The organism is Acetobacter lovaniensis, assembly GCF_014207635.1.
Classification (GTDB): Bacteria; Pseudomonadota; Alphaproteobacteria; order Acetobacterales; family Acetobacteraceae; genus Acetobacter; species Acetobacter lovaniensis.
Map to the genome: position 1 here is coordinate 547194 of NZ_JACHIE010000001.1, position 11809 is coordinate 559002.

The following is an 11809-nucleotide window of genomic DNA, read 5'->3' on the forward strand; positions in this document are numbered from 1 at the left end:
CCATGAGTAAGCCCGCTTTTTCCGTTAAGGAGCGCCTGTCTGCCCTGCTGCAGGTTGTGGGGGGCATGCTCTTCCTGCAATTCGGCTCATCCTATGCCAAAATGCTGTTCCCCACTTTTGGGGCGGCGGGCATGGTGGGACTACGCACTTTTTTTGCCGCTATTATGCTGATGCTGTTCTTCCGCAGCTGGCATAACCTGTCACGCAGAGTGATTCTGCTGGTGCTGCCTTATGGGCTGTCACTCGCAGCCATGAACTATTTTTTCTACCTCTCCCTTGGCCGCCTGCCTTTGGGCACAACCGTAGCGCTGGAATTTACCGGCCCCCTTGCGCTGTCCTTCATCCATACCCGCCGCTGGAGCGATGTTGTGTGGACCAGCCTGACCGTGCTGGGGCTTGTTTTGCTGCTTCGCCCCGAATCATCTGTGCGGCCAGACCTTGTAGGTGTTCTGTTTACCCTGCTCGCCGCTGTTTGCTGGGCGCTTTATATTATTTTTGCCCGTAATATTGCTGGCAAACTGCCATCTGGTCAGGCGTGTTCGCTTGGTATGCTGTGTGGTAGCGCTGTGGTTTTTGTACCCTGCACCGTTCCCGCATTATGGGTGGGGGTGCACGCACCGCTTTTGCTGGGGCTGAGCATGGTGGTAGCCTTATGCTCCTCCGCCCTGCCCTACGCTCTGGAAATGCGCGCCATGCAAAAGCTCTCAACCCGCGAGTTTGGGGTGCTGTGTAGTCTGGAGCCTGTTTCCGCAGCGCTGGCCGGAGCCATATTGCTGCATGAGGTTCCGTCCCTGCTGCGTTTATGTGGTATTTTTTGTGTGGTTCTGGCGTCCCTCGGCACTGTGCTGATGCCCCAGGGGAGCAGCACCACAGTGCCAGACGGCCCAACCCTGCCGGAATAATCCATGCTGTGGCCTGCCGTTACCGGCTGGCCAGATGCAAAACCGGGTCATGGAGGGTGGAGGACGCCACGTTAACCGCGTTTGCGTGCACGGCCTGCATGATCATCGGGTCAAAAATCCGGGTAAATGTGCCAGGGTGGACCCCCATCCACAACGTGACCACCGCCAGCGGCACCAGTACGGCGAGTTCACCCACTGTCAGGTCACGCAGCAGGCCAACCGTGCCACGCACGCTGCCAAACAGAACCCGGCGATACAGCGAGAGCATGTAAACCGCCCCCATAATCATGGTGCCACCCGCCAGCAGCGCCACCCAGATGGAAACGTGAACAGCCCCCATAAGCACCAGCAGTTCCCCTACAAAGGCTCCGGTACCGGGCAGGCCCACATTGGCCATGGTGAACAGCATGGCCAGCAGGGCCAGCACAGGCATCTGCCGGGCAACACCGCCCAGAGCGTCAATATCCCGCGTTTCCGCCCGCCATGCCACTGCCGCCACACAAAAGAACAGGGCAGCAATCACCACACCGTGCGAGAGCATCTGGAAGATGGCGCCATCTATCCCCTCTGCCGTCAGGGTAAACAGGCCAACCGCGATCATGCCCATATGGGAGAAGGAGGAGTAGGCGATAAGCCGCTTCATGTCCGTCTGGGCGAAAGCCACAAACGCTGCGTACAGAATGGCCACCACACCAAGGGCAAGCACATAGGGTGCAAACTGGCGCACGGCGTCGGGGAACATCAGCACCCCAAAGCGTAGCAGCCCGTAAGCCCCTGTTTTGGACAACACGCCAGAGAGCATGGCTGATGCCGGTGTGGGGGCTTCCGTATAGGCGTCAGGCAGCCAGGCATGAAGCGGGAAAAGAGGGAGTTTGACGCCAAAAGCCAGCAGAAAAGCCAGAAGCAGCCAGCCCTGAAGGGAGTGCGAAAAACCGGCATGCATAAGGGCCGGGATATCCGTAGTCCCCGCATGCAGCCACATGGTGATCAGCCCGATCAGCATGAACAGCGAGCCACCAAAGGTAAACAGGAAGAACTGAAGCGATGCCCAGACCCGCTTGGCCCCGCCCCAAATGCCAATCATCAGGCAGCCCGGAATAAGCGTTGCCTCGTAAAAAACATAGAACAGCACAAGGTCCTGCGCGGAAAACAGGCCAAACAGAGCTGTTTCCAGCAGCAGCATGGCGGCAACAAAGTCGCGCCCCTGCGTCTGCACGCTCCGCCAGCCTGCCCCAAGCGCCAGTGGCGTGAGAAAGGCGGTGAGCAGGATAAAGACCAGACTGATCCCATCCACCCCGGTATGGTAGGAAATACCATAATCGCTCAGCCAGCCTAGCCGGGTTTCAAATTGCAGGCCGGGCTGGCCGGGGTCAAAATCGACCCACATCAGCACGCTCAGCCCAAACGTGAGGAGCGTAGTCCACAACCCCAGCCAGCGCGCCGTGCGGTCCCGCTCCGGTCCCTGACCGGGGCAAAGAAAGGCCGCAACCGCGCCTGCAAGGGGAAGATAGGTTATCAGCGAAAGCAGGATTGGCTGCACGGCTTAACACCATCCGGGTTTAATGACACTTTTTTAAGACTGCGCCTTTTTAGCGCATGAGGCCAGCATGGGGCTGTTCACGTTCCGCCGATCAGCCATTCCCGAACAGGGGATGGCTAACGGCGACCAAACAATTTTTCGAGATCATTGCGGCTGAGTTTGAGCCATGTTGGCCGCCCGTGCGAGCACGTTCCTGCCCGGGGGGTGGCCTCCATCTGCCGTAGCAGGGCATTCATTTCCTCCGGTGCAAGCCGCCTGCCCGCCCGGATACTGCCGTGGCAGGCCATGCGCGCAATCACCGCATCCAGCTTGCCATCAAGGGACGCCATTTCATCAGGGGCACCTGTGTCATCGGCTTCCAGTTCATCGGCCAGATCACGCAGCAGGCTGACAGCATCACTTTTGCCCAGCATGGCGGGCAATGCGCGCACCAGAATGGAGCCACCACCAAACTCTTCTATTTCCACCCCGAGTCTTTCCAGCATGGGCTGGCGGGCCAGCAGCAGGTCCTGCTGTACGCGGGGCAGTTCCACCACATCGGGCACAAGCAGGCGCTGGGCCTGCACATGCCCGCTTAGATACTGCTCGCGCAGGCGCTCATGCGTCAGCCGTTCATGGGCGGCATGCTGGTCAACCAGCACCAGGGACCCATCCGCCGCAACAGCCAGAATATACGTATCCAGCACCTGCGCGACAGCCGCCCCCAAGGGGTGGTCCAGCGGAGGGAGCGCACCCGCCCCACCTGCTGTTTCCGTCGCCGGGCCAGCCTGTGCGACCTCCGGCCATGGCTCGGTCTGGCCTGTCGCAAATACCGTAGGCAGGGTACGGGCCGATGGAGCATCCCCAAACATCAGGCGTGGTTCGGCCATGCCAGAGCCCTGCGCTGCGGCGGGGTAAGCGGGAGCGGGCTGCACGGCCGCCTGCCCCTGTTCTGGCGGATACCATATCCGGCTTGCTCGTGGCGCGGAGGACAGAACCGGGCGCACACCCGCAACCCCTGCCCCGTGTTCCAGCGCGCGCTGGAGCGTGCCAATAACCAGTGAGCGCACGGCGGCTTCGTCCGCGAAGCGCAGTTCGGTTTTGGCGGGGTGTACGTTTACATCCACCTGTTCAGGCGGAACAGTGAGCATAAGCGCCACAACCGGGTGGCGGCCGGGCTCTATCACCCGGCGGTAAGCCACACGCACGGCGGTTTTAAGCACCGGGTCCACCACAGGACGGCCATTAACCAGCATGAACTGCCCGTTGGCCGTGGACCGATGCACCGATGGCGGGCAGATAAAGCCGCTCAGGGTCATGCCCTCACGCGCGCCATCTATGGTCAAAAACCCATCGGCCTCGCTGGCATCCAGCAGGGCGGCTGCGCGGGCGGCCATATCCTGAGCGGGCAGGTCCAGCACTTCACGCCCATCCAGCACAAAGCGGAAGGCGGTCTGGGGTACGGCCAGAGCCAGACGGCGCACCACGCTTTCCACATGGCGACCTTCCACACGGGCACTTTTTAGAAATTTGCGACGGGCGGGCGTGGCAAAAAACAGGTCTTCAACCACAACGCTGGTGCCGAAAGCCCCGGCAACAGGTTCCGGCGGGTAGGTTTTACCCCCCTCGACCCGAATACGCCATGCGCCACTTTCCCCCCTTGGGCGGGAGGTAATGCTCAACCGCGCCGCAGCCCCGATGGATGGCAGCGCCTCCCCCCGAAAACCAAGGGTGTTGATATGCACCAGCGTTTCGTCCCCCAGCTTGGAGGTACAGTGCCGCTCGACTGCAAGAGACAGATCATCGGGGGACATGCCAACCCCGTCATCCGTCACAATCATGCGCTCCACCCCGCCCCCATCGAGCGAGATGTCCAGCCGCCGTGCTCCGGCGTCTATGGCATTTTCTATCAGTTCTTTAACGGCAGCGGCGGGGCGTTCAATCACCTCGCCCGCGGCAATGCGGTTGACAATAACTTCGGGCAACCGCCGCACATGCGGGCGATCAGGCACAGTCCCCAGCATGGCAGCCTGTTCTGGCTGGTCTGACATGGTCAGACCCGTGCCTTACTTGTTCTTGGGGTGTTGGGTGGGCGTAACGCCCTTGGTGGGGGGCAGGCCAAGGGCTGCGTTGGTTTTGAGCCTGCGGTTTTCTTCATCCGCATTCACCACACCTCCGGCCTTGCCACCTTTCCAGAACATCAGCTGTTCCACAAAGCCTGTGCCTGCGGCACCGAGTTCGCCCTGATCGGGTTCGTCCGCCGCGGCGGTGGCTTCGTTGACCAGAATGGTCTGGCCTTCGCTGGTGTCCCCGTTGGTGCCGCGCAGAGCCACATCGGGGGAGAGGGTTTCGAGCGCCTGAAGGCGTTCGCTCTCATCTCGTGCGCGTTCATCCCCTTTGCTGGGCTTAACCAGCTCCTCCGAAGGGGGCATGGACAGCGGTGAGCGGGTTGTCACCGTATATTCATCTGGCATGCTGCGTTCCAGACCAAAGGCCTGAGCGGCCTCATGCCCGGAGCAGCCGGTCAGCATCATGCAGCCGCCTACCAGCAGCACAGGAGAAATCAGGGTCGAAACACGGCGCACTATCATCTGCCTTCCACTTATCCTGAAAACCGCGCGCTCTGGCGCGGGCTGCCTAATGCCTAAGATGTCTGCTGTCGGTCAGACAGAAAATTCTGCAACAGCAATACGCATACTGCGCACACTATAGCGGAGTCAGCCACATTGAACACATACCAAGACCAACCGAATGCATGGGCATGCAAAAAATCCACCACGGCCCCATAACGCACACGGTCAATCACGTTACCTATGGCGCCCCCGGTTACCGCACCCACACAGGCTGCTGTCACCCAGCTGGAGGTTCTGGCCATCCACACCAGCAGGCAACACGCTACTACCATTGCCACCACGGAAAACACAATCCGCCCGGCCCCACCCAGCCCGCCAAACATGCCAAATGTTACGGCGTGGTTCCAGACCATGGTAAAGTTAAGGAACGGCAATACCCTGACAGAACCACGGGCGGGCAGGTCCAGCCCATATAAAATCCAGAACTTGCTCAGCTGGTCCGCAGAGAGAACCAGCATCAGCACAAGCAGGCCAATTCCTGCGGGTCGGAGCATGAACGGCTTTTTCATGCACCCTCCTGCACGGATGTGCAGACAAAGCCGCTCTGGGCCACAACATCCGCACAGCGTGGGCACACACCAGCATATGCCGGATTCGACCCGGTTTCTGGCAGGACCTTCCAGCAGCGGGCGCATTTTTCGCCCTCCGCCACCCGGACCACGGGCGCACCATGCAGGGTTCCCCCTTCATCCCCGTCCACATAAACGGAGGAAGATGTGGGGTCGATCACCACCTCCACGTGGGAGACAATGGCCAGTTCGCTCCAGTTGACACCGGCAAAAATGCTGGCTTCCTCTTCCGAAAAAGTCAGTTCAACCTGCGCCTGCAACGAAGAGCCAATGGTGCCCGCACGGCGTGCTCCTTCGATCTCGGTTGTAATAATCCGGCGCACGGAGCGAATACGCGCCCAGCGTTCCTCCAGTGCCGTGTCGGTCCATTCCACCGGCAGGTCGGGGAAGGCCTGCTCGTGCACACTGGCCTGATCACCAAAGCGGGCGGTCCATGCTTCTTCCGCCGTAAAGACCAGCACGGGGGCCAGCCACGTGCTCAGGCAGCGGTGCAGCACATCCAGCACCGTACGTACCGCACGGCGCGTGGGGGAGGACGGTGCATCGCAGTACAGCGCGTCCTTGCGGATATCGAAGTAGAAAGCCGACAGGTCCGTTGTGCAAAAACCATGCAGGGCGGGGTAAACACCAACCCACTCATGTGTTTCCACCGCACGGGCCACCAGCCCGCCCAGTTCGCTCAGGCGGTGCAGAACCCAGCGTTCCAGCTCTGGCAGTTCGGCATAGGGCAGCACCTCCGCATCCGTAAACCCGTCCAGCCCACCCAGCAGCCAGCGCAGCGTGTTGCGCAGGCGGCGGTACAGCTCGCCCTGCTGCTTAAGGATTTCCTTGCCAATACGCAGGTCGTCATTGGTGTCGGAGTTCATGACCCACAGGCGCAGCACGTCAGCGCCCATGCTGTCATTCACGTCCTGCGGGGCGATCACGTTGCCGAGGGACTTGGACATCTTGCGGCCCTGCTCGTCCAGAACAAAGCCGTTGGTCACCAGCGCCTTGTAGGGTGAGACACCGCGCGTGCCCACACTTTCGAGCAGGGAGGACTGGAACCAGCCACGATGCTGGTCCGACCCTTCCAGATACAGGTCTGCGGGAAAGCTCAGCCCCGGACGCCCCAGCACAAAGGCGTGGGTCGAGCCACTTTCAAACCAGACATCCACGATGTCGAACACCTGTTCGTAATCATCGGGGTTGCGGCCTTCACCCAGAAAACGGGCAGGCTCGGAGGTGTACCAGGCATCTGCCCCATCGGAGCGGAAGGCATCTACCACGCGCTGCATAACGGCCGGGTCGCGCAGCACCTCGCCTGTGCGTTTTTCCACGAACACGGCAATGGGCACGCCCCATGCGCGCTGGCGGCTGATGCACCAGTCCGGGCGGGTACGGATCATGGAGGTCAGGCGGTTGCGGGCCTGTGCGGGCACAAAGGTTACGTTTTCCAGCGCTTTGAGGGCGTTTTCACGCAGCGCGTTTTCCCCGTCCATGCGGATGAACCATTGCGGCGTAGCCCGATAGATAATGGGTGCGCGTGAACGCCACGAATGGGGGTAGGAATGTACGATCTGCCCGCGCCCGACCAGCCCTGCGGGAGGCGTGCCCGCCGCGTTGGCCCGCTCCATCACGCTTGCCAGCGTGGAGCAGACCACATCTGCCGCCTTGAACACATGCACACCGGCAAAACCGGGCACCCATGGTGCGTATGTGCCATCATCCTGCACGGTTTCAGGCACATCCACGCCATTGGCGCGGCAGAGCATGAAGTCGTCCTCACCATGTGCGGGGGCCTGATGGACGAGGCCGGTCCCGGCATCGGTGGTTACAAATTCACCGGCCAGCATGGGCACGTCAAAATCATACCCTGCGCCACGCAGCGGATGAGCACATACCGCACCCGCCAGCGCACTGCCGGGCAGGGTGTAGAGAATGTGGTGCGCCGTCACATGCGCTTCGGTGCAGAAGGACTCCACAAGGGCTTCGGCCACCAGCACGCGGGCACCGGGTTCCAACAGAGCGCCCTCGCCCGTTTCGTCCACACGCAGGACCACGTATGTGATCTCCGGCCCGTAAGCCAGAGCGCGGTTGCCCGGAATGGTCCACGGCGTTGTAGTCCAGATAACCACGGACACATCCGCCAGCGCATGGGCGGGCGTGGGGTCCCTGACCACGGGGAACGCGACCAGAATGGTGGTGGACGTGTGGTCGTGATATTCGATTTCGGCTTCAGCCAGCGCGGTTTTTTCCACCGGGCTCCACATGACCGGGCGCAGGCCACGGTACAGCTTGCCGTTCAGCAGAAAACGCCCGATTTCCTCCACAATGGCCGCCTCGGAGGAAAAATCCATGGTGGCATAACGGTTGCGCCATTCGGCCTGCACACCCAGACGCTGGAACTCCTCCATCTGGATATTCAGCCAGTTGCCTGCATAGTTGCGGCATTCGGCACGGAACTCCAGCACAGGCACGGAATCCTTGTCCCGCTTGGCTTTGCGGTACCCTTCCTCAACCTTCCACTCAATCGGCAGGCCGTGGCAGTCCCAGCCCGGCACGTAACGCACCGCGTAGCCCGCCATGCGGTGGGCGCGGTTGATGACATCCTTGTTGATCTTGTTGAGCGCATGACCAATGTGCAGGTGCCCGTTGGCGTAGGGCGGACCATCATGCAGGGTAAAGACCGGGCGGCCTTCCGCCTGCTGCTTCAGCCGTTCATCCAGCCCGCTTTCGCGCCATTTTTCAAGCCATTGAGGCTCCTGCTGGGGCAGGTTGCCACGCATGGGAAAAGAGGTCCGTGGCAGAAACACCGTATTGCGATACTGGTCGGCCAGGGTTGTCTTGTCGGGTTCGCTGCTCGATGAGGTCATGGGAGGCTGAGGTCACTTCGGTTCGGGTTCATGCCGTGCGGGCTTTTGGCCCCCACGCCACCTTGGGCGTTACTGTCTTATCAAAAAGGAAAAGCGCATGGTCAAGCGCCAAACCGGGCTGCACGCCCAACATGGCCCCCGACCATGCCAGTGGGCCTAACTTGGGGTGGGTTGCGTATCCAGCACCAGCCGGGCCTGCGCAGCATCCTGCGCAATCTGGGCTTTAAGGGCATCCAGCCCGTCAAAGCGTTTTTCCTCACGCAGCAGGGCATGGAGCGAAACCGAGAGTTCCTGCCCGTACAGGTCGCCCTCAAAGTCAAACAGATGGGCTTCCAGCCTGCTTTCCTGCCCGTCATTAATAGTCGGGCGGCGGCCGATATTGGCCACGCCACGGTGTGTTCTGCCATCTGGCAGGCGGATTGTGACCGCATACACACCCCGCGCGGGTTCAAGGTGGCGGCCAAGCGGAATATTGGCGGTGGGGAAGCCCAGCAACCTGCCGCGCTTGTCCCCGTGCTGGACAACACCGCGAATACACCACAGCCGCCCAAGCTCTCTGGCGGCTTCCTCCGGATAGCCATCCTGCAACAGGCGGCGGATACGGGTGGAGGAAAAAGGCCCGCCCTGATCAGCCAGCGCCTGCACGGCAGTAAAGCCCATGCCCAGTTGGTGGGTCCGTTCAGCCAGAAACGCCACATTACCCCCCCGGCGGTGCCCGAAGGCAAAGTCCGGGCCGCAACCGACATGGTGCAGGCGCAGGGCGTTGTGCAGCACATCTTCCACAAACTGTTCAGCACCCAGTTCGGAAAAGGTCTTGTCAAACCCGATCTGGAACACATGGCGCACACCCAGTGCGCGCAGCGCGGCCAGCCGCTCGGTGCTCAGGGTCAGCCGGAATGGCGGGTCCTGCGGCCGGAAGAGTTCACGCGGATGCGGCTCAAAGGTTACAACGGCAGGCGGCAGGTCCGGCCGGGCAGCAAAAACGGACCGGAGCAGATGGGCATGCCCAAGATGCACACCATCAAAATTACCCAACGCCGCAGCGCAGCCATAGGCTTCTGCGGGAATGTTCCGCCAGTTGGTGTGCAGGCTGATTGTCATCGACCCATTACGCTCCTTGTGGCAGACCAAACAGGCTGGCGGCCTGCTGCAGGGAGGCTGCAACACGGTGGCGGACACCGGGTGCCGTTCTGTCCTCGGGGCGGGCAATCTGGCAGACCTGCAACCCGGCCTGTTCGGCGGCTTCCAGCTCGGCCACCACATCGGACAGGAACAGCACATCCGCCGGAGCCCAGCCAGCCTTGCGCACAATGGCGCTGTAGCTGGCACTTTCCCTTTTGCCCCCCATTTCCAGATCAAAGAACGCGCTGAACAGGGGTGTGACGTCACCCTGCTCCGTGTAGCCGTAAATCAGCTTCTGCGCGGCCTGAGAGCCGGAGGAATACACGGCCAGTGTCAGCCCTGCCGCTTTCCATGCCTTTAGGGTCGGCACAACATCGGGGTAGAGGTCAGCCACCAGTTCGCCCTCGCGGTAGCCCTGTTCCCAGCATAGCCCCTGCAGGCTTTTAAGGGGGGCTACCTTGGCGTCCGTATCCATCCAGCGTTCAAGCTGTTCGGCGGCAGGCACACCGGGGGCCAGTTCCGCCGTCTGGGCCAGTGCCTGCGCCACCACGGGGTTATCGTGCCGGGCAAGCAGCGCAGGCAGGTGTTTGCGCGCGTAGGGAAAGAGGACTTTGTGCACAAAAGCCACAGGCAGGGTGGTGCCTTCAATATCCAGCAGCACCACGCGCGGCGTGCTCAGGCCCGTATTCTGAATCATGATCCTGAACTCTTGCCTAGCTGGAAAAGGAGGGAAACTGGAGGGCAATATCCGCCCCCGTGTACTGGGCCACCCAGCCTTCCTTATGGGTAAAGATGCGCAGGGTCACCATATCGGGCTGCGGGCCTGCATCAAACCAGTGCTTATACCCTTCCGGCACGGAAATCAGGTCTCCCTGCGTGCATTCCACGTCATACACCCGGTCCATGATATGCATGAGGAAGTGACCTCCCCCATGCACAAAAAACCGGACCTCATCCTCACTATGCGTATGTTCGGACAGGAACCTGCTGCGCAGGGCTTCCTTATTGGGGGTCTGGGCGTTTACGCGCAGCACATCGGCCGAGCCTGCCCCGGTTTCCCCCATCAGCCTGTCCAGCCAGGGGCGGTAGGTTGCCAGCACGGTGGCTTCATCCGCATCCTTGGGCGGGGGCTGCACGGCATCCCACCGCTCAAAGCGGATGCCAAACGGGGCAAGGGCCGTGGCAATTTCCGTTGCATCGTGCGTCTGCAACAGGGGCACGCCGGGACGGGTATCCTCAAACACACTCAGGCTGCTCATATCCCCAGCTTCCTTCTTTCCAGAACACAGGCGAGCAGGAACTCCAACCCTTCCAGCCGGGCAAGGGCTGCGGCCATGTCCCTGCCCCACACATACACACCATGGCCACGGATAATGTAGCCTGCGGGCATGTCGGCAAAAAACGGCTCTACCTCACGCGCCAGACGGGCAATATCCTGATCATTGGCAAAAAGCGGTATGCGCACGGCCGCATCATGCGTGTCCTGCCCCTCAAACACTTTCTGAACCTCGTACCCTTCCACAACAAGGGCTGGGGAAGGCTCGGTCATGGACAGAACGGTGGAGGCAACGGAATGGCCGTGCAGCACGGCCCCCACATCGGGCAGCAGGCGGTAAACCTGACAGTGCAGAAGCGTTTCCGCGCTCGGTCTGTTATCCGGCTGGTGGGGCTGACCCGCCAGATCCACGGTAATCACGTCATTCCGGGTTAAAAAACCCTTGTGACAGCCAGAGCGTGTAATGGCTATGCGCCCATCGGGCAGCCTGCAACTGATGTTACCTGCCGTGGCGGGCACCCAGCCGCGCGCATCCAGCCGCTGTCCCGCATGCACAATATCCTGCGCGCCGCGGACAAAATCCGTGGTGGCGTTATCCGTCATGATACTGCTGGCCTTCCTCGGCGTTGGTCAGGGCTGGGGGGCCTTGTCTGCCGGGGCGGCGGTGCGCTCGGCAGCAGCGGCAGGGGGGGGCGCAATATGGCCGGAGCCCGCACGGGGGGGGGCGTCATCCATCGGTTCGTCATCGGCCATGTGTTTCTTGAAGGATTTGATACCCTTGGCCATATCCCCCATGATGGTGCTGATCTTGCCGCCACCACCAAACAACACCAGCACGACCACCAGAACAATAAGCCAGTGCCAGATGCTCAAGCTGCCCATTCTACTCTTCCTTAAACCTGATGGCACGCACATGCGGCCAGTCTGCTTGCC

11 protein-coding genes are annotated in these 11809 nt (G+C 61.4%); 1 reads left to right on the forward strand and 10 read right to left on the reverse strand.

Translation table 11 applies throughout. The annotated features are described in order from the left end of the window. Positions 1-2: 2 nt before the first annotated feature. Positions 3-902, forward strand: a complete 900-nt coding sequence (locus HNR55_RS02490) for an EamA family transporter (RefSeq protein ID WP_166110829.1) — start codon at positions 3-5, stop codon at positions 900-902. 19 nt (positions 903-921) lie between these two features. Here the strand turns inward: HNR55_RS02490 and HNR55_RS02495 are convergent, their stop codons facing one another. The 10 genes from HNR55_RS02495 to HNR55_RS02540 form a co-directional block, all read right to left on the reverse strand. Further along, complete coding sequence (locus HNR55_RS02495; RefSeq protein WP_166110832.1) at positions 922-2442, reverse strand: complex I subunit 4 family protein; 1521 nt, start codon at positions 2440-2442, stop codon at positions 922-924. A 116-nt stretch (positions 2443-2558) separates the two neighbouring features. Further along, the gene (mutL, locus tag HNR55_RS02500; protein ID WP_242005385.1) at positions 2559-4472 is read right to left on the reverse strand and encodes a DNA mismatch repair endonuclease MutL; all 1914 of its coding nucleotides are present in this window, start codon (positions 4470-4472) and stop codon (positions 2559-2561) included. 15 nt (positions 4473-4487) lie between these two features. Beyond that, positions 4488-5009: a DUF3035 domain-containing protein gene (locus HNR55_RS02505; protein WP_166111271.1), complete on the reverse strand. Its 522-nt coding sequence runs from the start codon at positions 5007-5009 to the stop codon at positions 4488-4490. A gap of 56 nt (positions 5010-5065) precedes the next feature. Then, the gene (lspA, locus tag HNR55_RS02510) at positions 5066-5563 is read right to left on the reverse strand and encodes a signal peptidase II (RefSeq protein ID WP_166110835.1); all 498 of its coding nucleotides are present in this window, start codon (positions 5561-5563) and stop codon (positions 5066-5068) included. Beyond that, positions 5560-8478, reverse strand: coding sequence for an isoleucine--tRNA ligase (gene ileS, locus HNR55_RS02515; protein WP_166110838.1), 2919 nt, complete (start codon positions 8476-8478; stop codon positions 5560-5562). Before ileS ends, lspA begins: the two co-directional genes overlap by 4 nt. 156 nt (positions 8479-8634) lie before the next feature. Beyond that, complete coding sequence (locus tag HNR55_RS02520) at positions 8635-9579, reverse strand: bifunctional riboflavin kinase/FAD synthetase (RefSeq protein WP_166110841.1); 945 nt, start codon at positions 9577-9579, stop codon at positions 8635-8637. 7 nt (positions 9580-9586) lie between these two features. Beyond that, the gene (gene mtnC, locus HNR55_RS02525) at positions 9587-10297 is read right to left on the reverse strand and encodes an acireductone synthase (RefSeq protein ID WP_166110843.1); all 711 of its coding nucleotides are present in this window, start codon (positions 10295-10297) and stop codon (positions 9587-9589) included. A gap of 16 nt (positions 10298-10313) precedes the next feature. Next, complete coding sequence (locus HNR55_RS02530; RefSeq protein ID WP_166110846.1) at positions 10314-10859, reverse strand: 1,2-dihydroxy-3-keto-5-methylthiopentene dioxygenase; 546 nt, start codon at positions 10857-10859, stop codon at positions 10314-10316. Continuing rightward, the gene (locus HNR55_RS02535; protein ID WP_166110849.1) at positions 10856-11479 is read right to left on the reverse strand and encodes a methylthioribulose 1-phosphate dehydratase; all 624 of its coding nucleotides are present in this window, start codon (positions 11477-11479) and stop codon (positions 10856-10858) included. Before HNR55_RS02535 ends, HNR55_RS02530 begins: the two co-directional genes overlap by 4 nt. 27 nt (positions 11480-11506) lie before the next feature. Next, positions 11507-11758, reverse strand: a complete 252-nt coding sequence (locus tag HNR55_RS02540; RefSeq protein ID WP_166110851.1) for a twin-arginine translocase TatA/TatE family subunit — start codon at positions 11756-11758, stop codon at positions 11507-11509. Positions 11759-11809: the final 51 nt, after the last annotated feature.

Bases quoted from the DNA above. Each gene is read 5' to 3' on its own strand.
- HNR55_RS02490 (WP_166110829.1), top strand. From the start codon at position 3: ATGAGTAAGCCCGCTTTTTCCGTTAAGGAGCGCCTGTCTGCCCTGCTG.
- mutL (WP_242005385.1), bottom strand. From the start codon at position 4,472: ATGTCAGACCAGCCAGAACAGGCTGCCATGCTGGGGACTGTGCCTGAT.
- lspA (WP_166110835.1), bottom strand. From the start codon at position 5,563: ATGAAAAAGCCGTTCATGCTCCGACCCGCAGGAATTGGCCTGCTTGTG.
- ileS (WP_166110838.1), bottom strand. From the start codon at position 8,478: ATGACCTCATCGAGCAGCGAACCCGACAAGACAACCCTGGCCGACCAG.
- HNR55_RS02520 (WP_166110841.1), bottom strand. From the start codon at position 9,579: ATGACAATCAGCCTGCACACCAACTGGCGGAACATTCCCGCAGAAGCC.
- mtnC (WP_166110843.1), bottom strand. From the start codon at position 10,297: ATGATTCAGAATACGGGCCTGAGCACGCCGCGCGTGGTGCTGCTGGAT.
- HNR55_RS02530 (WP_166110846.1), bottom strand. From the start codon at position 10,859: ATGAGCAGCCTGAGTGTGTTTGAGGATACCCGTCCCGGCGTGCCCCTG.
- HNR55_RS02535 (WP_166110849.1), bottom strand. From the start codon at position 11,479: ATGACGGATAACGCCACCACGGATTTTGTCCGCGGCGCGCAGGATATT.
- HNR55_RS02540 (WP_166110851.1), bottom strand. From the start codon at position 11,758: ATGGGCAGCTTGAGCATCTGGCACTGGCTTATTGTTCTGGTGGTCGTG.